The 24,808-nt window shown below is 62.7% G+C and carries 22 protein-coding genes; 10 read left to right on the top strand and 12 right to left on the bottom strand.

Annotation, left to right across the window (positions count from 1 at the left end; translation table 11 throughout):
• Positions 1–7: 7 nt before the first annotated feature.
• The 5 genes from NKK47_RS15825 to NKK47_RS15805 all read right to left on the bottom strand — a co-directional run bounded on the left by NKK47_RS15825 (position 8) and on the right by NKK47_RS15805 (position 5,411).
• Positions 8–826 carry an ABC transporter permease gene (locus NKK47_RS15825; protein ID WP_352577544.1) on the bottom strand — a complete coding sequence of 273 codons (819 nt, stop codon included), beginning with the start codon at positions 824–826 and terminating at the stop codon, positions 8–10.
• The gene (locus NKK47_RS15820; RefSeq protein ID WP_352577543.1) at positions 823–1,791 is read right to left on the bottom strand and encodes an ABC transporter permease subunit; all 969 of its coding nucleotides are present in this window, start codon (positions 1,789–1,791) and stop codon (positions 823–825) included. Before NKK47_RS15820 ends, NKK47_RS15825 begins: the two co-directional genes overlap by 4 nt.
• 9 nt (positions 1,792–1,800) lie before the next feature.
• Positions 1,801–2,940: an ABC transporter ATP-binding protein gene (locus tag NKK47_RS15815; protein ID WP_352577542.1), complete on the bottom strand. Its 1,140-nt coding sequence runs from the start codon at positions 2,938–2,940 to the stop codon at positions 1,801–1,803.
• Between the two features lie 73 nt (positions 2,941–3,013).
• Positions 3,014–4,111 carry a polyamine ABC transporter substrate-binding protein gene (locus NKK47_RS15810; protein ID WP_352577541.1) on the bottom strand — a complete coding sequence of 366 codons (1,098 nt, stop codon included), beginning with the start codon at positions 4,109–4,111 and terminating at the stop codon, positions 3,014–3,016.
• A 352-nt stretch (positions 4,112–4,463) separates the two neighbouring features.
• Positions 4,464–5,411 carry a DMT family transporter gene (locus tag NKK47_RS15805; RefSeq protein ID WP_352577540.1) on the bottom strand — a complete coding sequence of 316 codons (948 nt, stop codon included), beginning with the start codon at positions 5,409–5,411 and terminating at the stop codon, positions 4,464–4,466.
• A gap of 200 nt (positions 5,412–5,611) precedes the next feature.
• On the opposite strand from NKK47_RS15805, the gene NKK47_RS15800 reads away from it, so the two are divergent.
• Positions 5,612–6,403, top strand: coding sequence for a class I SAM-dependent methyltransferase (locus NKK47_RS15800; RefSeq protein ID WP_352577539.1), 792 nt, complete (start codon positions 5,612–5,614; stop codon positions 6,401–6,403).
• Positions 6,404–6,445: 42 nt separating this feature from the next.
• On the opposite strand, the gene NKK47_RS15795 is transcribed toward NKK47_RS15800, so the two are convergent.
• Entirely contained in the window at positions 6,446–7,897 is a 1,452-nt protein-coding gene (locus tag NKK47_RS15795; protein WP_352577538.1) for a helix-turn-helix domain-containing protein, read from the bottom strand.
• 237 nt (positions 7,898–8,134) lie between these two features.
• Between NKK47_RS15795 and aceA the strand changes: the two genes are divergently transcribed.
• On the top strand, positions 8,135–9,424 hold the full coding sequence (gene aceA / locus NKK47_RS15790; protein WP_352577537.1) for an isocitrate lyase: 1,290 nt from the start codon (positions 8,135–8,137) through the stop codon (positions 9,422–9,424).
• A 78-nt stretch (positions 9,425–9,502) separates the two neighbouring features.
• Entirely contained in the window at positions 9,503–9,757 is a 255-nt protein-coding gene (locus NKK47_RS15785) for an SMc00767 family acetate metabolism repressor (RefSeq protein WP_023677446.1), read from the top strand.
• A 53-nt stretch (positions 9,758–9,810) separates the two neighbouring features.
• Here the strand turns inward: NKK47_RS15785 and NKK47_RS15780 are convergent, their stop codons facing one another.
• A complete protein-coding gene (locus NKK47_RS15780; RefSeq protein WP_352577536.1) occupies positions 9,811–10,269 on the bottom strand; it encodes a RidA family protein in 459 nt (152 codons plus the stop codon).
• 430 nt (positions 10,270–10,699) lie between these two features.
• Between NKK47_RS15780 and NKK47_RS15775 the strand changes: the two genes are divergently transcribed.
• Positions 10,700–11,089 (top strand): ANTAR domain-containing protein, encoded by a 390-nt coding sequence (locus NKK47_RS15775; RefSeq protein ID WP_352577535.1) that lies wholly within the window; start codon positions 10,700–10,702, stop codon positions 11,087–11,089.
• A 32-nt stretch (positions 11,090–11,121) separates the two neighbouring features.
• Here NKK47_RS15775 and NKK47_RS15770 read toward each other — a convergent pair whose 3' ends face one another.
• Positions 11,122–11,838 carry an HAD family hydrolase gene (locus NKK47_RS15770; RefSeq protein ID WP_352577567.1) on the bottom strand — a complete coding sequence of 239 codons (717 nt, stop codon included), beginning with the start codon at positions 11,836–11,838 and terminating at the stop codon, positions 11,122–11,124.
• Positions 11,839–12,005: 167 nt separating this feature from the next.
• Here NKK47_RS15770 and NKK47_RS15765 point away from each other — a divergent pair, with 167 nt between their 5' ends.
• The 3 genes from NKK47_RS15765 to NKK47_RS15755 all read left to right on the top strand — a co-directional run bounded on the left by NKK47_RS15765 (position 12,006) and on the right by NKK47_RS15755 (position 15,915).
• Positions 12,006–13,439, top strand: coding sequence for a glutamine synthetase family protein (locus tag NKK47_RS15765; protein ID WP_352457076.1), 1,434 nt, complete (start codon positions 12,006–12,008; stop codon positions 13,437–13,439).
• 129 nt (positions 13,440–13,568) lie between these two features.
• Positions 13,569–14,855, top strand: coding sequence for an NAD(P)/FAD-dependent oxidoreductase (locus NKK47_RS15760; RefSeq protein WP_352577534.1), 1,287 nt, complete (start codon positions 13,569–13,571; stop codon positions 14,853–14,855).
• Positions 14,856–15,114: 259 nt separating this feature from the next.
• Positions 15,115–15,915, top strand: coding sequence for an SH3 domain-containing protein (locus NKK47_RS15755; protein WP_352577533.1), 801 nt, complete (start codon positions 15,115–15,117; stop codon positions 15,913–15,915).
• A 63-nt stretch (positions 15,916–15,978) separates the two neighbouring features.
• Here NKK47_RS15755 and NKK47_RS15750 read toward each other — a convergent pair whose 3' ends face one another.
• On the bottom strand, positions 15,979–16,725 hold the full coding sequence (locus tag NKK47_RS15750) for an SDR family oxidoreductase (RefSeq protein WP_023677438.1): 747 nt from the start codon (positions 16,723–16,725) through the stop codon (positions 15,979–15,981).
• 274 nt (positions 16,726–16,999) lie between these two features.
• Here NKK47_RS15750 and zwf point away from each other — a divergent pair, with 274 nt between their 5' ends.
• The 3 genes from zwf (at position 17,000) to edd (ending at position 21,061) form a co-directional block, all read left to right on the top strand.
• The gene (zwf, locus tag NKK47_RS15745; protein WP_352577532.1) at positions 17,000–18,469 is read left to right on the top strand and encodes a glucose-6-phosphate dehydrogenase; all 1,470 of its coding nucleotides are present in this window, start codon (positions 17,000–17,002) and stop codon (positions 18,467–18,469) included.
• Positions 18,451–19,164: a 6-phosphogluconolactonase gene (pgl, locus tag NKK47_RS15740; protein WP_352577531.1), complete on the top strand. Its 714-nt coding sequence runs from the start codon at positions 18,451–18,453 to the stop codon at positions 19,162–19,164. Before zwf ends, pgl begins: the two co-directional genes overlap by 19 nt.
• A gap of 73 nt (positions 19,165–19,237) precedes the next feature.
• Complete coding sequence (gene edd, locus NKK47_RS15735) at positions 19,238–21,061, top strand: phosphogluconate dehydratase (RefSeq protein ID WP_352577530.1); 1,824 nt, start codon at positions 19,238–19,240, stop codon at positions 21,059–21,061.
• Positions 21,062–21,106: 45 nt separating this feature from the next.
• Here the strand turns inward: edd and NKK47_RS15730 are convergent, their stop codons facing one another.
• The 3 genes from NKK47_RS15730 to folD all read right to left on the bottom strand — a co-directional run bounded on the left by NKK47_RS15730 (position 21,107) and on the right by folD (position 24,801).
• Positions 21,107–22,774, bottom strand: coding sequence for a vWA domain-containing protein (locus tag NKK47_RS15730; RefSeq protein ID WP_352577529.1), 1,668 nt, complete (start codon positions 22,772–22,774; stop codon positions 21,107–21,109).
• A gap of 112 nt (positions 22,775–22,886) precedes the next feature.
• Positions 22,887–23,885 carry a GlxA family transcriptional regulator gene (locus NKK47_RS15725; protein WP_023677433.1) on the bottom strand — a complete coding sequence of 333 codons (999 nt, stop codon included), beginning with the start codon at positions 23,883–23,885 and terminating at the stop codon, positions 22,887–22,889.
• 16 nt (positions 23,886–23,901) lie between these two features.
• The gene (folD, locus tag NKK47_RS15720) at positions 23,902–24,801 is read right to left on the bottom strand and encodes a bifunctional methylenetetrahydrofolate dehydrogenase/methenyltetrahydrofolate cyclohydrolase FolD (protein WP_023677432.1); all 900 of its coding nucleotides are present in this window, start codon (positions 24,799–24,801) and stop codon (positions 23,902–23,904) included.
• Positions 24,802–24,808 lie beyond the last annotated feature (7 nt).

The following is a 24,808-nucleotide window of genomic DNA, read 5'->3' as shown; positions in this document are numbered from 1 at the left end:
CGAGCCTTCAACCTCGCTGCGCCGCCTGCTCGTCGCGCTGGCGCTGCACCTCGCGGCGTTTGTTTGCGAGCGAAGCGATGATCACGCCAACTGCGACGACCGCGATCAGGATGGTGCACGCTGCGTTGATTTCCGGCGTCACGCCAAGGCGGACCTGGCTGTAGATCTTCATCGGCAGCGTCGTGGCGCCGGGTCCCGAGGTGAAGCTGGCAATAACCAAATCATCGAGCGACAGCGTGAAGGCCAGCATCCAGCCGGAGACGATCGCCGGCATGATAACCGGCAGCGTGATCTGGAAGAAGGTCTTCACCGGTGGCGCACCGAGATCCATCGCGGCCTCTTCCAGCGAACGATCGAAAGTGATCAGGCGCGACTGAACCACCACCGCCACGAAGCACATGGTAAGCGTGGTGTGGGCAAGCGTCACCGTCAGAAAGCCGCGGTCGAGGCCGACGGCGACGAAGAGCAGCAATAGCGACAGGCCGGTGATGACTTCCGGCATGACCAGCGGCGCAAACACCATGCCCGAAAACAGCAGCCGGCCGCGAAAGCGCGTGTAGCGTGTCAAGGTGAGCGCCGCCAGCGTGCCGAGCACGGTCGCCACCGTGGCCGAGATGACGCCGACGCGGGCCGTCACCCAGGTGGCGTCCATCAGACCCCGATTGTGGAACAGCGACACATACCATTTCGTCGAAAAGCCGCCCCAGACGGTGACCAGCTTCGACTCGTTGAAAGAGAACACAACGAGCAGGACGATCGGCAGGTAAAGAAAGGCAAAGCCGAGCACGATCGAAGTGATGTTGAAGCGGCTCCAGGTCGCATTCATTGGTCCTGCTCCTGGGCGCGCGCCTGGGCTCGCTGGAAGAGCATGATCGGCACGATCAGCAGCAGCAGCAAGATGACGGCAACCGCGGACGACACTGGCCAGTCGCGGTTGGCGAAGAACTCGTTCCACAGCGTCCTGCCGATCATCAGCGTCTGCGAGCCGCCGAGCAGGTCGGGGATGACGAACTCGCCGACGGCAGGAATGAACACCAGGAGGCAGCCGGCGATGACGCCGGGCAGCGACAGCGGAAAGGTGATCTTCCAGAAGGCGCTGGTCGGCGGGCAGCCGAGATCCTTGGCCGCCTCGATCAGAGAATGGTCCATTTTCTCCAAGGACGAATAGAGCGGCAGCACCATGAACGGCAGATAGGAGTAAACGATGCCGATGAAGATCGCCGTATAGGTGTTGAGGATGATCAGCGGCTGGCTGATGATGCCGGTGGCGAGCAGCAGCTGGTTGAGCAGGCCCTCGGGCTTGAGGATGCCAATCCAGGCGTAGACACGGATCAGGAACGAGGTCCAGAACGGCAGGATCACCAGCATCAGCAAGGTCGGGCGAATCGTCGCCGGGGCGCGCGCCATGCCATAGGCTATGGGATAGCCAACCAGCAATGTCAGGACCGTCGAGATGGCGGCGACGATGACGCTCGTCACATAGGCATTGAAATACAGCGCGTCCTGCGTCAGCCAGGTATAGTTGTCGAAATTCAGTGCGCCGAATTCTGAAATAAACCCGGAAATGCCGCTGCGGAAATCAAGCACCGGCGTGTAGGGCGGCATGGCGATCGCAGTCTGCGACAGCGAAATCTTGAAGACGATGATGAAAGGGACGAGAAAGAAGAACAGCAGCCAGAGGTAGGGGACGATGATGACGAGCCGGCTAACGAAGGCCGCTCCCAGCCTGACCAAGGCGGATTTGCCGGCAGCGCTTGCCGGAGAGCTTGTTGCGGCGGTGACAGCGGACATGATCAGCTCCTACCGCGTCAGGACGACGCCGGCGTCGGGGCGGAAAGAGACCCAGGCGCGGTCGTTCCAGGTCAGCGGGTCCTCGGTGAGGCGTGCCGCGTTCATGGTGCTCGCCCGCACCACCTGACCGTCATCCAGCCTGACGTGATAGACGGTCATGTCGCCGAGATAGGCTATGTCGTAGACCTCGCCCTCGATGGCGTTGACGGCACCGGCCGGTTTCGTCGAAGACACCTTGATCTTCTCCGGCCTGATGGCGAAGGTGACGGATGTTCCGGCGGTCGCACTGCCGGCATTTTCGGTGCGGATGGTGATGCCGTTGCCGGCGTCGATGCTTGCGCTGCCGGCCTCGCCAGCCGCGATCCTGCCGTCGAACATATTCACGTTGCCGACGAAGCCGGCGACGAAGCGCGAACCCGGCGCCTCGTAGACCTCGGCCGGCGTCGCCACCTGCATCACCTCGCCCTTGTCGATGATGGCGATGCGGTCGGCCATCGTCATCGCCTCTTCCTGATCATGGGTGACGACGACGAAGGTGAGGCCGAGGTTCTGCTGCAGGTCCATCAGCTCGAACTGGGTTTCCTCGCGCAGCTTCTTGTCCAGCGCACCAAGCGGCTCGTCGAGCAGCAGGACTTTCGGCCGCTTGGCCACCGAGCGCGCGAGCGCGACGCGCTGGCGCTGGCCACCCGACAATTGGTGCGGTTTGCGCTTGGCGAACTGCTCGAGCTTGACCAGCTTCAGCATCTCGGCGACGCGCTTGTCGATGTCGGCCTTGGCCATGCCTTCCTGCTTGAGGCCGAACGCGATGTTGTTCTCGACCGTCATGTGCGGAAACAAGGCGTAGGACTGGAACATCATATTGACCGGCCGCCGGTAGGGCGGAATGCCGCGCAGATCCTGGCCATCGAGCAGGATGCGGCCAGCGGTCGGCTCCTCGAAGCCGGCGAGCATCCTGAGCAGTGTCGATTTCCCGCAGCCTGAGGCCCCGAGCAGGGCAAAGAATTCGCGTTCGAAAATGGTCAGCGACAGGTTGTTGACCGCTGTGAACTCACCGAATTTCTTGGTGACGTTGTCGAACTGGATGTATGGCTTGGCGTTCGGATCGTTCCATGGCGCAAAATCCCTGCGGATGCTGCCAAGCGATTTCATGTCCCACTCCGTCCTGCTGCTTGCCCCATGAGAAAGCGGCCCCGGCAACGGCTGCCGGGGCCTGGTCAGATTGCTATTGGCCGGTGACGATCTTGGTCCAGGTGCGGGTGATGATGCGCTGGGTCTTGGGATCGTAAGGCGATACGGTGTAGAGCTTCTGCAAGGTGGCTGCATCCGGATAGATCGCCGTATCTTCCAGGATCGCCTTGTCGATGAACTGCTGCGAAGCCTTGTTGCCGTTGGCATAGAGCACATAGTTCGACGATTTGGCGATCACTTCGGGCTTCATCATGTAGTTCAGGAACTCATGCGCTTCGGCGACATGCGGCGCATCGGCCGGGATCGCCATCTGGTCGAACCACATCTGGGCACCTTCCTTCGGCACGGAATAGCCGATCTCGACGCCCTGCTTGGCTTCGTCGGCGCGGTTGCGGGCCTGGAAGACGTCACCCGACCAGCCGACCGCCAGGCAGATGTCGCCATTGGCAAGGGCGTTGATGTATTCGGAAGAGTGGAACTTGCGGATATAGGGCCGGACCTTCAGCAAGGTTTCTTCGGCCTTGGCAATCTCATCGGGCGACGTGCTGTTTGGATCGAGGCCCAGATATTTCAGTGCCGCCGGTATGATGTCGGCCGGCGAATCCAGCACATAGACGCCGCAGTCCTTCAATTTGGCCAGGCTTTCGGGATTGAAGAACACGTCCCAGCTGTCGATCTTGTCGGTGCCGAGCGCTGCCTGCACCTTCTTGATGTTGTAGCCGATGCCAACCGTACCCCACATGTAGTTGATCGAATATTCGTTGCCGGGATCATATTTGGCGGTCCGTTCCATGACCGTGTCCCACATATTTGAAATGTTCGGCAGTTTCGACTTGTCGAGCTTCTGGAACACACCCGCCTGGATCTGGCGTGCAAGGAAATTGCCGCTGGGCACGACGACATCGTAGCCGCTGCCGCCGGCGAGCAGTTTCGTTTCCAGGATCTCGTTGGAATCGAAAGTGTCGTAGACGACCTTGATGCCGGTTTCCTTGGTGAAGTCGTCGATGATCGAACTGTCGATATAGTCCGACCAGTTGAAGACGTTGACGACGCGATCCTCGGCATGCGCGCCCAAGGTGAAAACTGCCAGAAACGCCGAAGTCGCCGAAAGCCAGAGCGCTTTGCGGGTCATGCTATTCTCCTTTGATGAGTGTTCCGTCGCCAGCTCGTCGCGGCGTCCGCGCGGCTGGGCATTTGCTTCAAGGTATTGGGCTTGCAGGCAGGCGACAAGCGCGAATTGCCGGCGCCATTATCGTTCGGCGGCGAGCCGACAGCGAAGACCTGGCGTGGCGTTGGTGGTGTTCCGACGCCGTCCGACGCTTTCGCTGCGGCGCGGGCAGGGAGACGACGATATTGTCCGGCCTCGATGCGGCCGGCATGGAGACTTGGCAAGATACGCCTGTCTTGTTGTTGCCGTGATCGCAGCCTGCCCGCGCGGCTGCGACGTTGTCAATGGCTCATCTCGCTTTGACGCGCGCACTGCATCAATTAGGTGACGGCACACCGGTGACGCCCGCTCGCGCGGGCCGCGTCTGACGCTTGAACTCGAGCCCGATATGGACGAGCAGCGCGGTGACCACGACCGCACCGCCGACGATGGTGCGCGCCGACGGCACCTCGGAATGGATGAGCCAGACCCAGATCGGGCCAAGGATCGGTTCGAACGTGCCGAGCAGCGCCGCGACGGCGGCCGGAACAAGCCGGGCTCCGGTGGCGAAGAAGGCGAGACCGAGGCCCAGATTGATCACGCCAAAGGCAAAGAGGAAGCCCATATCATGGCTGGAGACGCCCAGCGCCGACGCCTGCGATGCCGCAAAGGCGGCCGCCAGCATCGTGCCGAGGCAGGTCGCCGGCGTCATGCGCACATGGGCAAAGCGGCGCGTGATCACGGTGGCGATCGAGAACATGACGGCGATGAGCAGCGCCAGCCCGTCGCCGATCGGCGACACCGCGCCATCGAGCGATTCCGACACCATGATGGCGACGCCGACAATGACGGCGGCGATCGCCACCCAGGTCGCCACCGCCACCCGTTCGCGAAACAGCGCCCAGGCAAACAGCGCCGCCAGAAGCGGCACGCCGGCCTGCATCAACAGGATGTTGGCGACGGTGGTATAGGCAAGCGCCACGACGAAAGAGGTCGACGCCGTGGCGAAGCAGAACGCCACCGCAAGGCCGGCCAGGCCCATGCCGCGAAACAGCTTCAGCGTGCCACGCCAGCCGTCGCGCCAGACCATGAAGCAGAGCAGGAAGGCGGCGGCCCAGACCGAGCGCCAGAACACCACCGTCCAGCTGTCGGCGTTGTCGATGAAGCGCGCAATGCTGCCGCCGAAGCTCCACATCAACGCCGACAGGAATACCAGCAGGAAGCCGATACGCTCCTCATTTCGCGGAGGCGAAACGACGATCTGCGGTGATGATATATCGGTCATGACTCGGACTGTCGGCGATTTCGGGGCAGCACGATGCACAGCGGACGACAGAAACGTGCTTTAATCGCGTAACGCAAAGGAGGGGATCGGGCGTGATCCAGCATCGTGTTCCATTTGGCGCACCGGCCGGCGCGCAAAGATGCCCTATCATCGACAGACGCCCATGATCGACGTAAGTTGCAGATGCATGGGGCGACGCCATGGATGAGCCATTCTACAAAACGGCGGCGATCGGCTATGACGAGCTGTTCGCCCGTGCGACGAACTCGTTTATCCCGTCCTTGCTGAAGGCAGCACGGATTGCGCCTGGCCATCGTGTGCTCGACGTCGCAACGGGCACCGGAGCAGCAGCGCAAGCTGCTGCCATCATTGTCGGCCGCTCCGGCGCCGTGATTGGCGGCGACATCTCGCCGGCCATGCTCGAATCCGCCAAACGCAATTTGAAGGACCAGCCAATCACCCTCGCAACGTTTGACGCTCACGCACTTCCTTATGAGGACCGTCGGTTCGACGCGGTGACCTGTCAGCTTGGGCTCATGTTCTTCTCGGACCAGCTTGGAGCGCTTTCGGAATTTCGCCGGGTTCTGCGCCCCAACGGCTGGACTGCGGTTAGCGTGACGACGACGCCAGAGCGTTCGTTATTCGCCAGAATCGGCGCGGTAATCGCCCGCTATGCCCCTGAGAAAGCTGAAAGGCTAAATCGCTTCTTCTCCATCCCTGACGCGACATGCTTGCATAACTTGCTGCATCGCGCCGGGTTTCGAAAGATTGACGTCCAGCTCGAAACTCGGCCGATCAAGTTCGCGTCCTTCGACGACTATTTCAGCGGCATCGCCAAGGGAGCAACATTGAGCGGCCAGGAGTATGTCCAGCTTCCTCAAGATACGAAGCGCATCGTGCGCGAGGAGGTCTGGCGCGGGCTAGCTTCGCCGGGCGCTGGAGAGCCGCTGACGATTGAAATGGACGTTCTGATAGGCAGCGGTTGCCACTAGAAGAATGCGCCGGCGGCGCGATCCCGGCAATTCTGCTTGCCGTCACTGGAAATCGAACGCCGACAGTCCCGTGACCATCTCGTCGAGGCCGAGCGGACGTGTAACGGGTGGCTCGGCGCGGGCGAGGCAGCCGATGCGTTCGCACAGCCGGCAGGCAGGGCCGACCGGCGTCGCCAGCGCAGCGGCGCTCTGTCCGGTCTTGCCGATGGCGGCCGGCCCCGGCAATGCCGCTCCATAGACGACCTCGTCGCGAAAACCGATGTCGCAGCCGAGCAACAGCGCCGTGCGCCGCGGGCGCTCGGCAAACGAGCCCTGCGGCCCTTCGAGCGTGCGGGCCATGCAGAGGAACGCCGCACCGTCGGGCATTTCCACTGCCTCGACCAGGATCTGGCCGGGCTGGGCGAAGGCGGCATGGACCGGCAGCTTCGGACAGCCGCCGCCGAAGCGGCTTTGCGGAAAGCCGTGGCTGCCCGCCTTGCGGAACCGATTGCCGGCACTGTCGACCTCGAGCATGAAGAACGGCACACCCGACGCACCCGGCCGCTGCAGCGTGGTCAGCCGGTTCGCCGCCTGCTCGAAAGAGACGCCGAAGCGCGACCGCAACATGTCGATGTCATAGCGGGCACGGACCGCAGCGGCGCGAAAAGGTTGATAAGGCATCATCAGAGCGTGCGCGGCATAGCGGCCGAGCTCGAAACGCGCCAGCCGGCGGGCTTCGTCCGTGGTCAGCTTCAGCACCTGGATCTCGGCAGCTACAGCGACGCTCATGCGGATCAGGCAGGCCTCCATCGCCACCTCGCGCAGTTGATCGAATGGCGACAGCCGCTCGGACAGGAACAGGCGCTGCGAGTGACGGTCATAGCGACGCCGCCAGTTGGGCATGGTGGCGACCGGCAGTACCTTGACGACGATGCCGAATTCACGCCGCAGCCAAGCCTTCAACGCACTGAACAGATCGTCGCCGGGATCGAGCACCGACGTGAATGCCTCGGCTTCCTCTTCGAGCGCGGCAAAATGGTTCGGCCGGCGTTCGAAAATCTCATGCACCTCGTCGATCGGCAGCCTGGCACCGGAGAGGGCGGTGGCCTTGCCCTCACGCGCGAGCAGCTCGTTGATATCCGACAATCGCTCGGCCTGCTCGCGATAGGCGCGAAACAGCTTTATGACAGCGGCGGAAGCGTTTGGCGCCGCCTCGGCAAGCTCGATGAGTTCCTGGTCGCCCGGCAGTTCGCCGGCCAGCAACGGATCTGAAAACACTTCCTTCAAATCGGCGACCGACCCCCTCGCCTCGCCCTGCAATTCATGTGGGTCGACCTTGTAGACGGTTGCCAGCCTCAGGATCAGTTGCACCGTCAGCGGCCGCTGGTTGCGCTCGATGAGATTGAGATAGGACGGCGAGATGCCGAGCCCTTCGGCCATCGCCGTCTGGGTCAGTCCCTTGGCGTTGCGGATGCGACGAATGCGCGGCCCGGCAAAGATTTTGTGGTCGGCCAATCGAGTTTCCTTGACAGAAATTTACATCCGCCGATGGCATGGCTGTCTTTACAATCATGACAGATTTACAGCTCTCATCAGTCAAACACAACACAGGTTTTCCCTTATTTTATGACTGATCAGGAGGTTTACCTCGCTTGCGTCGTGCCGACGTGTAAATGGTGTCACACATATGGCGCACGTATTTTCCTCTGCGACGCCTTCCTAAACCGGCATCAAAACCGCCTGGAGTGATCAATGACCGACTTTTACAACCTCGTCCCCTCGGCGCCGCAAGGCCGCTTTGATGGCATCGAAAGGCCCTATTCGCCGGACGACGTGAAGCGGCTGCGCGGCTCGGTGCAGATCCGGCAGAGCCTCGCCGAAATGGGGGCAAACCGGCTGTGGCAGCTCATCCATGAAGAGGATTTCGTCAACGCGCTGGGTGCCATGTCGGGCAACCAGGCGATGCAGCAGGTGCGGGCGGGGCTGAAGGCGATCTATCTGTCGGGATGGCAGGTCGCCGCCGATGCCAACACCGCTTCCGCCATGTACCCGGACCAGTCGCTCTATCCCGCCAATGCGGCGCCCGAACTGGTCAAGCGCATCAACCGCACCTTACAGCGCGCCGACCAGATCGAGACTTCGGAAGGCAAGGGGCTGTCGGTCGACACCTGGTTCGCGCCGATCGTCGCCGATGCCGAAGCCGGCTTCGGCGGGCCGCTCAACGCCTTCGAGATCATGAAGGCGTTCATCGAGGCGGGTGCGGCCGGCGTCCATTACGAGGACCAGCTGGCTTCGGAGAAGAAATGCGGCCATCTCGGCGGCAAGGTACTGATCCCGACCGCCGCACACATCCGCAACCTCAACGCCGCGCGGCTTGCCGCCGACGTCATGGGCACGCCGACGCTGGTCGTGGCGCGCACCGACGCTGAAGCGGCAAAGCTCTTGACCTCCGACATCGACGTACGCGACCGGCCCTTCGTCGATTATGGCGCCGGCCGCACCGCGGAGGGCTTCTACCATGTCAGCAACGGCATCGAGCCCTGCATCGCCCGCGCCGTCGCCTACGCGCCCTATGCGGACCTGATCTGGTGCGAGACCTCCAAGCCCGATCTGGCGCAGGCCAGGACGTTTGCCGAAGGCGTGCGCAAGCATCATCCAGGCAAGCTGCTTGCCTATAATTGCTCGCCGTCTTTCAACTGGAAGAAGAATCTCGATGACGCAACGATCGCGAAGTTCCAGAAGGAACTCGGCGCCATCGGTTACAAGTTCCAGTTCATTACGCTGGCCGGTTTCCACCAGCTCAATTTCGGCATGTTCGAGCTCGCCCGCGGCTACAAGGAGCGGCAGATGTCAGCCTATTCGGAACTGCAGGAGGCGGAATTCGCCGCGGAAGCCAATGGCTACACCGCCACCAAGCACCAGCGCGAGGTCGGCACCGGCTATTTCGACGCCGTCTCGATGGCGATCACCGGTGGCCGTTCTTCGACCACGGCCATGCATGGATCGACCGAGCACGCCCAGTTCAGGCCGGCGGCGGAATAGCGGAATAGCAGACAAACAGAGGGAACGCCCAAGCGGGCATGGCAACACAACAGGCATGGCAACACAGGGAGAAGACCAATGGCATCGATAAGCCGCGTCAAGGAACGGGCCGAAGAGCAGGCCACCAGCATGAATGTCGACCAGCAGGCGACCATCCGCATGCTGGCGAACGATCTGCACAGGCTCAATCAGTCGGTGATGAAGGCGGTCGAGGCCGGCGTCTCGGTCGAGCTGGTGCGCTCGGCACGGCACCATGGCGGCGACGGCAACTGGGGCGATCTGCTGATCCCGGTCATCGTCACACAGCGGAGCCACGACAGACAAACTCGATAGCACCGCGCCTCTTTTGAGCGCATGCTATCGCACCTTGCACGCCGCGGCTTTGCCTAATCCGGCAGAGCCGCTAATGCAACGATTTCAATGACAAGGTCAGGCTGCGCAAGCGATGCAACGCCAATAACTTCCGAGGGCGGCGGGTTGTTGTAGCTGCAGTGCTTCGGGCAGTGCACGGCAAAGAATTCGTCCAAGACGTCCAAGCGAAAATTGGGCGAGATCAGCACGCCGCCATCTGGAAATGGCCCCTTAAAGAAGGTCAGCCGGATGAGATGCTCGAGCGCACTGCCAAGCTCCTCCAGATCTGATTGGATATTGGTGAGAATTGCGCGCCACTGTGCCGCTGCATCGCCAATGGCGGCGCCGCCGCTTTTGCCGATCGGATCGTAGTCCTCGGCCGTCGCGGTGTTTCCGGAAAGGTAGACAAACCCCTTTGCGCCGGTAACGACCGTACCCTTTCCCCATGGCATCAACCGGCCATTTTTGAATTTCTTGTGAGTCACGAGTTCCATCGTCATCTCCCGTCGGTCAAAGAGACGTGCTTAGCCAACGAGGAAGGGTAGTCCGGCGAAGCGATACGACAAGCTCGCGACAGGCCCGACTCGCCTTCGTCCAACCTTACGTCAACCCGGCTACGGCTGCGAGTTCGTGCGTTCGCGCTGCAAAGCCAAACTTAGCTGAGCCTGCCCGGTTGTGGTGGGAACTTCTTCTTCGGGCGGCGGCAAAGAAAAGCACTTAATTTTAATTTTAATGTTTCTTGCGATATTCTCCTGATACGCCATTTGAGCTTGACATGAGCAGTGATCTCACGCCAATTACCGCTCGAGTTTCAACCCTGCATTGAAACATTGAACAACGGCCTGCCCCGCCATGTGCCCAGCGAATCGCGATATCGAGACTGCAAAACAGCTGCCTTTCGTCAGTCGGGACATGGAGACGCGGATGCTCCCGGATTTCTCGCGGGTGCTGGTGGTCGGAAAATCACCGATCAACCGGGTCGTGGTTTCAAAGATCGTCGAGCGGTCCGGCCTCAAACCGATCTCGGAAACTCCCGAAACCGCGGCAAAGGCCTTGCACGCGCTGATTCCGGGGACTGTCGTTCTCGACGGCGGCGCGGAGAACGGGGACTGCGACGCCTTGCTGTCGGGTATCGATGCACTGCGAAGGGCGTCGGGCAGATCGCTTCCGTCGGTGATCCTGCTTTCAGTCAAGACCGGCACTCCGGAGAGCCTGGGCCTGTCCAGCGTCATCGATGCAGTGGTCGTCAAGCCGATCACCACCGAACGGCTGCAGCCGGTGATCGACCGGCTGATCGGAATTAGCCGCAATTGACGCCTACCGCGATGCCTCGGCTGCAGACCTGATCAATCAATCTCACCGATATGCTCGATCAAGCCCGGCAGTTCACCGAGATTGGCTATCTGGCGAAAGCGTGGTGCCGAGACCGGCGGCTCGACATGTTCCAGCACCCAGGTTAGCTCATGCGGAACGTGGATGCCCCAACTGCCGGCTTCGATGGCCGGTACGACGTCCGATTTGAGCGAGTTGCCGACCATCATGCCCTTTTCCGGGCCGTCGCCGTGGCGGCTGAAGATGCGGGTATAGGTGGCCGCGCTCTTGTCGCTGACGATCTCGACGGCATCAAACAGCTCGCCCAGGCCGGATTGCGCCAGCTTGCGTTCCTGGTCGAACAGGTCACCCTTGGTGATCAGCACCAGGCGGTAAGCGCCGGCCAGCTTTTCCACGGTCTCGCGCGCATGGGGAAGCGGCTCGATCGGATGGCTGAGCATCTCGCGGCCCGCGGCGAGAATTTCAGCAATGGTTGAGGCAGGCACCTGGCCTTCGGTGACCTCGATCGCCGTCTCGATCATCGACAGGGTGAACCCCTTGATGCCGAAGCCGTAGACCGCGAGGTTGCGCTTCTCGGCCTCCAGCAATCTTGCCGAAATCCGGTCCTCCTCGGCGTGATCGGCGAGCAGTGCGGCAAAGCGCTTCTCGGTCACGCGGAAGAACTGTTCGTTCTGCCACAGCGTGTCATCGGCGTCGAAGCCGATCGTCGTCAGGTTGCGGCTGTGTTGCATGGGGACCATTAATTGCAGCGTTGCGGGAGGCCGACCCTAGACCAGGAGGCTTTTGTCCGGAAGTCGTTGTGTTCCCCCGGTTATCGAGGCGCACGCCAGCCGGCTCCCCTTCCCTTTCGTCGTCGGCAACGGCTATACTCCACAATCTGCAACAAATCTGGTGATTGATGCCGCCTGCAAAAAAGGAAGTCCGTCCGTCGAGCCGCGGAGGACGCGCCCGCACGCCTGCCTTCGTGAAAAACCAACGTGGCGTCAAGAACTGGAAGGAAGTCAGCGCCTGGCTGGAATGGCGCGGCATCGAAGATATCGAATGCATCACACCCGACCAGGCCGGGGTTGCGCGCGGCAAGATGATGCCATCGAAGAAGTTCACCTCCAACACCTCGCTGGCGCTGCCTTCGGCGGTGTTCATGACAACGATTTCCGGCGGCTATCCGGAGGACGGCAACGGCTTCCACTATCCGGAGGACGACGGCGACCTCAAGCTGATGCCTGACCTCTCGACGCTGACGGTAGTGCCGTGGGAGGAGGACCCTACCGCGGCGGTTATCTGCGACCTCGTCCACCAGGACGGCCGCTCGGTCGAGTTCACGCCGCGCAACGTGCTGAAGCGCGTGCTTGCCGCCTATGACAAGCGTGGGCTGAGGCCGGTCGTGGCACCCGAGATCGAGTTCTACCTGGTGCGCAAGAACCCCGATCCGGACTATCCGCTGACCCCGCCAGTAGGCCGATCGGGGCGGCCGATCGGCGGCGGCGCCGGCTATTCGATCGCCGGGGTCAACGAATTCGACGAATTGATCGACGACATCTACCATTTCTCCGAAAGCCAGGGCCTGGAGATCGACACGCTGATCCACGAGGAGGGCGCCGGCCAGCTCGAAATCAATCTGCGTCACGGCGATCCGATCGAGCTCGCCGACCAGGTGTTCATGTTCAAGCGAACCATCCGCGAGGCGGCGCTCAAGCACGAGATCTACGCCACGTTTATGGCCAAGCCGATCCAAGGGCAGCCCGGTTCGGCCATGCATATCCATCAGTCGATCATCGACAAGAAGACCGGCAAGAACGTTTTTTCGGCGGAGGACGGCTCGGAGACCGAGGCCTTCTTCCATTTCATCGGCGGCATGCAGAAACATGTGCCGAACGCGCTGGTGATGTTTGCGCCCTACGTCAATTCGTACCGGCGGCTGACGCAGTCGGCCTCGGCGCCGGTCAACAACAAATGGGGCTACGACAACCGCACCACGGCCTTCCGCGTGCCCCGCTCCGACCCGGCGGCGCGGCGCGTCGAAAACCGCATCCCCTCCTCCGACGCCAACCCCTATCTGGCGCTGGCGGCATCGCTTGCCTGCGGACTGATCGGCATGACCAACAAGATCAAGGCCGAGCCGCCGGTTCTGACGACCGCCAACGAGGACCAGATCGACCTGCCGCGCAGCCTGCTCGAAGCCGTCGACCTGTTCGAGGCTGACGAAGAACTCGGCGCGCTGCTCGGCAAGTCATTTGCCGCCACTTATGCGGCGATCAAGCGAGCGGAATTCGAGACCTTCATGGAAGTGATCAGCCCGTGGGAGAGGGAGTATTTGCTGCTGAATGTGTGAAGGGGGTGAATGGTGAATGGTTGACATGAAAAATGTTTTCGCCGGCGGCAAGCGGGCCGCTTTGTATTCTATTCACCATTCACCATTCACCATTCACCGTATTCACCGCTGCCGAATGGCGGCGCGCCTATGATTTACCAATCCCCAATCTCTCCCGGCCGCTCCTGGTACGAAGACACGGCCGGGCCAAGGCCCGAATATCCGACGCTCGACGGCGACCGGACATGCGATGTGGTGATTGTCGGCGGCGGCTTTACCGGTCTGTCGGCGGCGGCTCATCTCGCCAAGACAGGCGCGGATGTCGTGCTTATCGAAACGCATCGTTTCGGTGACGGCGCATCGGGCCGCAATGGTGGCCAGCTCGGCACCGGACAACGGGCCTGGGCAGAGGAACTGGAAGCGGAATACGGCTTTTCCCGCGCCAAGGCGCTGTTCGACCTGGCCGAAGAGGCCAAGGCGCATCTGCTCGACTTTGCCGCGATGCACCAGATCGAGATCGACTATATGCCCGGCCAGATGTCGGTGGCGCACAAGAAGCGCTATGTCGACGACTACAAGGCGCATGCCGAGATCATGGCGAGCCGTTTCGGCTATCCGCACATCTCATTCATGGATGCCGCGGAGACAGCCGAGCGGCTGGGCTCGACGCATTATTTCGGCGGCACCCGCGACACCGGCACCGGCCACATCCATCCGCTGAAACTGGTCATCGGCACCGCAAAGGTGGCGGCAGAGGCCGGCGCAAAGCTATTCGAGCAGACGTCATCAACCGGCATCACCTCCAGCGGCGGCAAGGTGAGGGTTGTGACACCGAAGGGCACGATCGCCGCCGCTAAAAGCCTGATCGGGGTCAATGCCTATGGCGGCACGCTCGAACCGGTGAGTGCCGCGCATATCATGCCGATCGGCTCGTTCATCGGCGCGACGGTACCGCTGGGAGCTGATTCCAAAGTGTTGCCGGGTGGCGAGGCGGTCGACGATTCGCGCTTCGTCGTGCGCTATTTCCGCAAATCGAAGGATGGGCGGCTGCTGTTTGGCGGGCGCGAGATCTATGCGGTCAATGATCCCAAGGACATTCACATCCACATCCGCCGGCAGATCGCCGAAATCTATCCGGCACTGAAGGACGTTGAGATCACGCATGGCTGGGGCGGCTATGTCGGCATCACCGTGCCGAGAAAGCCGTTCGTGCGCGAAGTGATGCCCAATGTGACCTCGATCGGCGGTTATTCCGGTCACGGCGTCATGCTGTCGAACTTTTTCGGCAAGGTTTATGCCGAGACGGTCGCCGGCAACCGCGACCGGCTGAAGCTGATCGAGGACCTGAAAATTCCACCCTTCCCCGGCGGCCGGCGTTTGCGCGCGCCACTGCTCTTTCTTGCGCTCAACTGGTACGCGTTGCGGGACAGGATTTGACCAGACGTTGCAGAATCCTTAACGAGGACGCAGAATTCCCGCCAAGGGCGCAGTGATGCCACAATCGCGGGCGAAAGATGATGCTCGTGGGCAGCTGAACGGGGAATTTTTGCGGGCCTGCCCGCTTTTGGTTTGGGACCGATGCCGATCGAAATGCCGGCTCTCCGGCATGGGTCGTAAGAACATCGGCCCGCAAATGGAGGTGGCAAGTGTGAGAGAGCCCTTCAGTTTCGGCGCGCCGGAACGACGGCGCCTTGCGATGCAATTCGGTTACGATATGCGGCCGACGTTCTGGCACGGGGTCCGGTCGAACGCGCATCTGGTGATAGCCGCGCTTGGCACGGCCGCACTGCTCGGCGTTGCCGCGGTGGCACTGTGGCTGGCATTGCCGGCAAATGAGCGACAAGCGGCCGCAAGTCCTGAGCAGATCGTTCCGACCATCCCGGTCAAGACGACGAAGATCTTGCCTGCCAAGGTTGCTGCGGCGCCGCGGACGACGGGCAAGGCAGATGCGGTTTCCCCAGCGGTGGCCGCAGCGGAAGCCGAGATACCAGCGCTGGCTCCCAATGATCCGCGCTGGACAGGGCCAAAGACGGCATCGGCCGCCGCCACGGCAGCATCCGACCAGCTGGCAAGCCAGACCGAGCAGGCGACCGATAAATCGTCTGCTTCGGTGGCATTCGCCGACCCGGCAGCAAAACCCGACGCTGCGGCATTGTTTGCCAAGGTCGCGGCTCCCGGCAGCTCAACGAAAAACAGCGGGCCCGATGGCGCGCAGACCGCCGCCATCCCCACGCCCAAGCCGCAACTGCCGACGCAGACCGCGAGCGAAGACGACAACAGCACCAAGGCAAATTCCGGAAGAGCCAATACTGCCGGTACCGGACGCATCCTGAGATCCGTCACCATGCGCACCGGCCCAAAAAAGAATGCGGCCGCCATTCTCACCGTGCCGGCCAAGACATCGGTGCAAGTGATGAGCTGCAAGCAATGGTGCCAGATCGTCTACAACGGCAAGCGCGGCTGGATTTACAAGAGCTACGTCAAAACCGGGGCGTAGGGCCGGCACAGCGATTGCGGGTCGCTCGCCATCAGCCAGTCCTCCGCCGGAGGCCCCGGCCGTTCAAATACAACGTCCGCCGTCGACTTCCAGCGCCACGCCGGTGATGAAAGCCGCTTCGTCCGAAGCAAGCCAAAGCGCGGCATTGGCTATGTCGAGCGGCGTCGAAAGCCGGCCGAGCGGGATCGACGCGCGGAACTTCTCGCGGATCTCGGGTGTGTCGGCGCCCATGAATTTCGCGAGCATGCCGGTCTCGCCGGCAACTGGGCAGAGGCAGTTGACGCGGATGTTCTTCGGCGCGAGTTCCACCGCCATCGATTTGGTCGCGGTGATCGCCCAGCCCTTCGATGCATTGTACCAGGTGAGGCCAGGCCGCGGCCTGATACCGGCCGTGGAGGCCGTCGTCAGGATGACGCCACCGCCTTGCCGTTCCATGACCGGCACCACGGCAAGCGCTGCGTGGTAGATCGCCTTCATGTTGACTGACGTGATCAGGTCGAAGGTCGCTTCGTCGACTTCCAGCATGTCACCGTTGCGATGGGTGTAACCGGCATTGTTGACCATGATGTCGATGCGGCCGAAGGCGCTCATTGCGGCATGGACCATGTCGTCGAATTCGGACCGCAGCGAGACGTCGGTCTGGGTCCAGATCGCCTTTTCGCCGATCTCGCCGGCAACGCGCTCTGCGCCCTTGGCGTTCAGATCGGCGACGACTACGCGCGCGCCCTCCTCGGCAAAGCGCCTGGCCATGCCCTCGCCAAAACCCGAGGCAGCGCCGGTGATGATGGCGACCTTGTTTTTGAGGCGCATGCTTTTCTCACTCATCGTTGAAGACGATCGAAAACGCGTTTGGCCATGGCCATCGAAAGATGTGTGTCCATTGCCGATTTCTCCTTTGGCTTTCGCCTTGATCCCGCTCTATGCTGCACCTGCGAACGCTCCCGGAAGCATCGCTTGCCGACAAGCCGCCGGCCAGCGCCGGTGTCAAGAGCACACGCGGATGTGACGCAATGGCACTGGCAAGTTTAAATCGATTAGATTATATCAGCCGCGTTATCGCGACCGGCGTCAGAGCGGACAGACCATGACCAGCCAGATCATCCCCGTCGACCCTTTCGACTTCATCATTTTCGGCGGCACCGGCGATCTGTCGGAACGCAAGCTTCTGCCGTCGCTATACTACCGCCAGCGCGACCACCAGTTTTCCGAGCCGACGCGCATCATCGGCACATCGCGTTCGAAGATGACAGACGAGGAGTTCCAGTCTTTCGCCAGGCAGGCGATTGCCGACCACGTGAAGCCGGAAGATATCGACGCCACGGAACTGAAGACGTTCCTCGCACGGCTTTCCTATGTCCCGGCAGATGCAACCACAGGTGCCGGCTTCGACACGCTGAAGAAGGCGATCGGCGACAGCGAACACATCCGCGCTTTCTATCTGGCGGTGGCGCCGGCACTGTTCGGCGACATCTCGCACAAGCTGAAGGAGCACGGGCTGATCACGCCGAATTCGCGCATCGTGCTGGAAAAGCCGATCGGCCGCGATCTAGCTTCGGCGCGCGCGCTCAACGACCTGGTCGGCGACGACTTCCATGAAAGCCAGATTTTCCGCATCGATCACTATCTCGGCAAGGAGACGGTGCAGAATTTGATGGCGCTGCGCTTTGCCAACGCGCTCTACGAGCCGCTTTGGAATTCCGCCAATGTCGATCATGTGCAGATCACCGTGGCCGAGACAGTCGGCCTGGAAGACCGCGTCACTTATTACGACAAGGCCGGCGCATTGCGCGACATGGTGCAGAACCACATGCTGCAACTGCTCTGCCTCGTCGCCATGGAGGCGCCGTCGTCGATGGACGCCGATGCCGTCCGTGACGAAAAGCTGAAGGTGCTGCGGGCGCTGAAGCGCATCAACGGCAACGAAGCGCCGAAGCACACGGTGCGCGGACAATACCGTGCCGGCGCCTCGGCCGGCGGGCCGGTGAAAGGCTATGTCGAAGAGCTCGGCAAGAACAGCAACACCGAGACTTTCGTTGCGCTCAAAGCCGAGATCGGCAACTGGCGCTGGGCGGGCGTGCCGTTCTATCTCCGGACCGGCAAGCGGCTGGCGACGCGCGTTTCGGAGATCGTCATCGAATTCAAGCCGATCCCGCATTCGATCTTCGGCGAGAGCGCCGGGCCGATCTCCGCCAACCAGCTGGTCATCAGGCTGCAGCCCGACGAGGGCGTCAAGCAGTTCATCATGATCAAGGATCCGGGGCCGGGCGGCATGCGGCTGCGCCAGATTCCGCTCGACATGAGTTTTGCGCAATCCTTCGACGGCCGCGCCCCCGATGCCTATGAGCGGCTGATCATGGACGTCATCCGTGGCAACCAGACGCTGTTCATGCGCCGCGACGAGGTCGAGGCGGCGTGGAAATGGATCGACCCGATCCAGGACGCCTGGGAAAGCGGCAGGCAAGAGGCGCAAGGCTACACCGCCGGCACATGGGGCCCCTCGGCCTCGATTGCGCTGATCGAACGCGACGGGCGGACATGGCACGAGAGCAATTAGGCGGCGCCTACAACTGGCACGAATTTGCCGGACGCCAGGAGTTGGCGACAGCGCTTGCCGGCCACGTCGCCGGCCGTCTGTCAAAGGCGATCGCCGAGCGCGGCACGGCGCTGCTTGCGGTCTCGGGCGGCACGACGCCGGCGAAATTCTTCGCGGCACTTTCGACAGTTCCGATCGCCTGGGAAAAGGTGACGATAACATTGGTCGACGAGCGCTTCGTGCCGCCCTCATCGCCGCGCTCCAATGCCGGCCTGGTTGCCGCCAACCTGCTACAGAACGCGGCCGCCGCCGCGAATTTCGTGCCGCTCTACCACGCCGCGGCAACGATCGAGGGTGCGGCGGTCTCCGACAGTGAGGCGCTGCAAGTGCTGCCCTGGCCAGTCGACGTTGTTGTGCTCGGCATGGGAACTGATGGCCACACCGCCTCGTTCTTTCCGGATGCCGACAACCTGGCAAGATTGCTCGATCCGTCGTCGCAAAGGATCGTGCTTCCGGTTCACGCGGCAAGTGCCGGCGAGCCACGGCTGACACTGTCACTGGCGCGGATCATCAATGCCGCCTTCATCGCGCTGCACATCGAGGGCGCGGAAAAACGCACCGCATTCGAGGCCGCGCTTGGAGCTGGAGCACGAAAGCCCATTCGCGCCGTGCTCGATGCCACTCAAAAGCCCGTAGAGGTTTTCTGGGCACCCTGATCTCAACTTGGCTGCAGGTCCCGGCAACAGCCGGAACGTGTCTGCGGGACCTCGCCTGAAAGGACCGACCGCCATGACCGCAAGACGCGACATCGAAGCCATCACCCAGCGCATCCGTGAGCGCTCAAAGCCCGGTCGCGAGGCCTATCTCGGCCGCATCGCCGAAGCCTCGAACCGCACCGCCAACCGGGCCGTGCTGTCCTGCGGCAACCTGGCCCATGGCTTTGCCGTCTGCAGCCCTTCCGAAAAGGTAGCGCTTGGCGGCGACCGGGTGCCGAATCTCGGCATTATCACCTCCTATAACGACATGCTGTCGGCACATCAGCCTTTCGAGACATTTCCGGCGCTGATCAAGGACGCGGCGCGCGAGGCCGGCGGCATCGCCCAGGTGGCCGGCGGCGTGCCGGCGATGTGCGACGGCGTCACCCAGGGCCAGCCCGGAATGGAGCTGTCGCTGTTCTCGCGCGACGTGATCGCCATGGCCGCGGCAATCGGCCTGTCGCACAACATGTTCGATGCCGCCGTCTATCTCGGCGTTTGCGACAAGATCGTGCCCGGGCTGGTGATCGCGGCGCTGACCTTCGGTCATCTGCCTGCGGTCTTCATCCCGGCCGGGCCGATGACGACCGGCATTCCGAACGACGAAAAGGCCAAGATCCGCCAGCTCTATGCCGAGGGCAAGGCCGGGCGGGCCGAACTGCTCGAAGCCGAATCAAAATCCTATCACGGGCCGGGAACCTGCACTTTCTACGGTACCGCCAATTCCAACCAGATGCTGATGGAGATCATGGGCCTGCACACGCCTGGCGCTTCCTTCGTCAATCCCGGCACGCCGCTGCGCGACGCGCTGACCAGGGAAGCGACGAAGCGGGCGCTGGCGATCACCGCGCTCGGCAACGCCTACACGCCGGTCGGGCGGATGATCGACGAGCGCTCGATCGTCAACGGCATCGTCGGCCTGCACGCCACCGGCGGTTCGACCAACCACACCATCCACCTGATCGCCATGGCAGCGGCGGCCGGCATCGCCATTACCTGGCAGGATATTTCCGACATCTCGGAAGCCGTGCCGCTGCTGGCGCGAGTCTATCCGAACGGCCTTGCCGATGTGAACCACTTCCACGCCGCCGGCGGGCTCGGCTTCCTGATCCGCGAACTGCTCGACGCAGGCATCCTGCACGAGGATGTGCAGACGGTGTGGGGAGAAGGGCTGCGCCCCTACGCGGTCGAGGCCAGGCTCGGCGCCGACGGCGGCGTCGTGCGCGAGGCTTCGCCGCGCGAGAGCGGGGACGAGAAGGTGCTGGCGCCGTTCAAGAAGGCGTTCCAGCCGAGCGGCGGTCTGAAAGTGCTTTCGGGCAATCTCGGCCACGCCGTCATCAAGACATCGGCGGTCAAGCCGGAGCGGCGCGTCATCGAGGCGCCGGCCAAGGTGTTCGACAGCCAGCAAGGCCTGAACGAGGCGTTCAAGGCGGGGTCGCTGACCGGCGACTTCATCGCCGTCATTCGGTTCCAGGGACCGAAGGCCAACGGCATGCCGGAATTGCACAGGCTGACCACCGTGCTCGGCATCCTGCAGGACCGCGGCCAGCATGTGGCGTTGGTCACCGACGGCCGCATGTCGGGCGCTTCAGGCAAGGTGCCAGCGGCGATCCACGTGACGCCGGAAGCGGCGGAGGACGGGCCTATCGCCAGGATCCATGACGGCGATATCATCAGGCTCGACGCCGAGGCCGGGACGCTGGAGGTACTGGTGCCAGCCGACGATTTCGCACTGCGCCGCCCCGCGGACAGCGACCTCATAGGCAATGAATTCGGCTTCGGCCGCGAGCTTTTCGCCGGGTTCCGGCAGTTGGTGGGACGCGCCGACCATGGCGCCAGCGCCTTCGGTACGGCGTGACTTTTCGACCATGGAAGAGCGGCTAGTGGCCGCTCTCCCTTAGATCTACTGAACCGTCAGCTCGGCTCGCGCGCCGGCCCTGACCGTTACCGTGCCTTCCCTCGAGCTGTTGTCCGATTTCTCCGAAACCACCGCGTAGTCGCCGACCGACAGGGTGGCTTGATACTTCTGGTCGTAGGCGTAGCCGACCGACTTGCGGGTTCCGTCGATGGCCTTCCTGGCCTCGAATATCTCGATCTTCGAGGCCCCTGGCGCGGTTATCGTCAGCATGCCGGCGTTCATCGCGATCTTCAGATCCTGATGGTCGCCAACCTTGACACTGAACGGCTGCTCGGCCACCGCAAGGTCGACCGTCGCGACCATTACATAATCGTCGGGCGGCAGATCGAACTTGCTGTCCGGACCGTAGGCATAAGTCACCTCCTGCCTGGTTCCGTCGACGTTCTTTTTCGCCTGGAGCACTTTGAAGCCGACGCCCGAACCCTCGGCCTTGTCGCCGCCGGCAGCATAATAGGCGTTGGCGACGATACGCCCGACGCCGACGATGATGTCCTTGTCGATGACCCTGCCGGCGGCAAGCGGGATCGTCTCGATAACCATGCCCTGGCCGATCGTGACCGTCACCTTCTGGTCACCGGCCGGCAGCACGACTTTCGTGTCACCGTAGTAGGTCGGCGGGGTGTCGACGCCGGGATAGCCGATTACGACAGCCGCGCCGTCATCAACGTCCGCTCCTTCGCTTGGCCGCGGGTGGATGACCAGCGTGCCGGCATTCAGGTTGAAGTGCGGTTTGGCGACCTGGCCAGGCTCTATCTTGATCTTCTGTTCGGCCCTGGCCTCGCCGGCACGCGCGACGACGATATAGTCGCCCGGCTCCAGATTGCCCTTGTAGGTGCCATATTCGGTGGTGACGGGATCGCCGCGCGTGCCGTCGGAATTCGCCTTGTGGATCTCCCAGGCATTGCCGTCGGTGACGGGATCGCCACCCTCGGCAAGCACGACGGTGGGCACGAAATTGGACTCCGCCGGCTGGGCGGGCGCCGGCTGGGGAGCAGGCTGCGGGGCGGGAGTCGGTTCAGGGGCGGGTGGCGGAGGCGCAACGGTCTCGACGAGGGCGTCCTGCAATGCCTTTTCATCCGACGCTTCGATATATTTGCCGCCGGTATTGTCGGCGAGGCAACCGACCTGCTTGCCCTCGGCCGCCGTCAGGCCGAAGCCGACGACATTGACGGTGAAGTCGACGCCAGCAGCCTCCAGTTCCTTGCCGAGCGCACAGGGATCGCCGCTACATGTCTCGATGCCATCGGTGATGAGAACGACCGTCGCCTTGTCCTCGGTGTATTTCAATGCTTCCGCCGCTTGCTTGACCGCAGCGGTCAGCGGCGTCTTGCCCTGAAATTTCAAGCTGTCGGCCGCGGCTGAGATCGCACTTGCCGAGCCTGCCTGCGGTGGCACGATGAGTTCGATGTCGTCGCAACTGGCCTTCTCGCGATGGCCATAGGCCATGAAGCCTATTTCCTCCTCGGCCGGGACCGATTGCAGCACGTTCCGCAGTGATTGACGGGCGATTTCGAGCTTGGGCTTGCCGTCGATCTGCGCCCACATCGAGCCGGAGGCATCGAGAATGACGATGACGCGATCGGCGGCGAAGCCGAACCCCGTCGTCCACAGCAACAGGGCCGCCGCAGCGACGCTCTGCACAAATCCCGCCATCAAAAATCTCCCCCGTCAGTCGCCGCCGCTCGGCGCCGGAAAGCTATTTGACGCCGGGTCGCGACACAAGCCCGGACGGAGTACGAAGCTGCGTCGCCTCTCTGCCAAACCCTCAATAGGCCGTGCGGCGTTCCTCGGAAGGCGGCCGGCCGAATTGCAGCCGGTAGCTCTGGGCAAAATAGGAATGCGAGGTGAAGCCGGTGGCGATTGCCACGTCGAGGATCGGCATGTTGGTCTGGCGCAGCAATTCGCGCGCCCGCTCGAGCCTGAGCCGCATATAATAGCGCCCGGGCGTCACACTGAGATGGCGCAGGAACAGGCGCTCGACCTGGCGCACCGACAGGCCCGCCGACTTGGCGAGCTGCACCGCCGACAGCGGCTCGTCGAGATGGTCGGCCATCAGCTCGACGATGCGGCGCAGCTTCTCCGACTTGCCGGTCAGGTCGCGTTCCGGGCCGACGCGCTGGCGGTCCCCGGCCGAGCGGATGCGCTCATGCTGGAACTGGTTGGCGACGCCATTGGCGAGGCTCGAGCCGAAATCACCGCGCACGATCTCCAGCATCAGGTCGATCGATGTGGTGCCGCCGGCGCAGGTGTAGCGCTTGCGGTCGATCTCGAAGACGTTGCCGGTGCAGTTGATGTCCGGAAAGCGTTCGAGGAAGCCGGCGCGGTTTTCCCAATGGATGGTGCAGCGATAGCCATCGAGCTGGCCTGCTTCGGCAAGCAAATAGGAACCGACCGAAAGCGCGCCGAGCGCATTGCCGCGCCGGCCCCAACTGCGCAGCGCTGCCAGCACCTTGCTCTTGCCGGGAAATTCCGTCGTCAGCCCGACCGAGACGAACAGGATATCGACCGGCGGCAGATCGGCAACCGCGTAGTCGATCTTGAGCGGCAGGCCGTTGGACGCCATGACGGCGTCGCCGTCGGCCGACACCGTAGTCCAGCCATAGAAATCGCGGCCGAGCAGCCGGTTCGCCGACCGGAACGTGTCGATTGCCGCGGCCAGCGAGAACATGGAGAACTTGTCGACCAACAGAAACCCGAACTGCCGCCCGCCCTGAACGGGATCATTGGTGACCGGCCGTTCTAAGGGAACAGTGAGGTTCGGCAAGGACGCTGCTTTCTGGTCAGAAGGAAGGCCGTTTCAATCCGGCTGCGAGATAGGCGGAAGCTAGCGTGTTGGCCATCAGCATGGCAATGGTCATCGGTCCGACGCCGCCAGGCACCGGCGTGATGGCGCCGGCCGCCTTCGCTGCTTCGGCAAAGGCGACGTCGCCGACGAGGCGCGTCTTGCCTTCGCCCTTTTCAGGTGCGGCGACGCGGTTGATGCCGACATCGATGACAGTGGCGCCAGGCTTGACCCAGTCGCCGCGGACCATTTCAGACCGGCCGACGGCGGCGACCAGAATATCGGCGGTGCGGGCAAGCGCCGGCAGGTCCCTGGTCCGGCTGTGTGCGATGGTGACGGTGCAGTTGGCGGCAAGCAGAAGATTGGCCATCGGTTTGCCGACGATGTTCGAACGCCCGACGACGACCGCATTGAGACCGGACAGGTCCTTGCCGCGCACGCGTTCGATCAGCAGCATCGAGCCGGCCGGCGTGCAAGGCACGAAGGCGGTCTCGAGTTCGCCGGTGCCGAGCTTGCCGACATTGATGAAGTGGAAGCCGTCGACATCCTTCTCCGGCGCGATGGTCTGGATGATCTTGCCGGAATCGATATGGCCGGGAAGCGGAAGCTGCACGAGGATGCCGTTGATGGCCGGATCGGCGTTGAGCTGGCCGATGATCTTCAACAGGTCCGGCTCGGAGGTTTCGGCCGGCAGCGTGTGCTGAACCGAATGGAAGCCGCATTCCTTGGCGGTGCGGGATTTGGAGGCGACATAGACCTGGCTCGCCGGATCCTCGCCGACGATGACCACGGCGAGACCGGGCTGCCGTCCGCCCTTTTCCGCCAGTTCGGCGGTCAGGGCCTTGACCCGCCGCACCACGTCTTCGGCGACGCTTTTTCCGTCAATCAACTCAGCCATGAACCAC

The sequence above is a fragment of the Mesorhizobium sp. M0019 genome (assembly GCF_040323975.1).
Lineage (GTDB): Bacteria > Pseudomonadota > Alphaproteobacteria > Rhizobiales > Rhizobiaceae > Mesorhizobium.
Note: the sequence above shows the minus strand (reverse complement) of the source record. Positions and strands in the feature narration are given on the sequence as shown.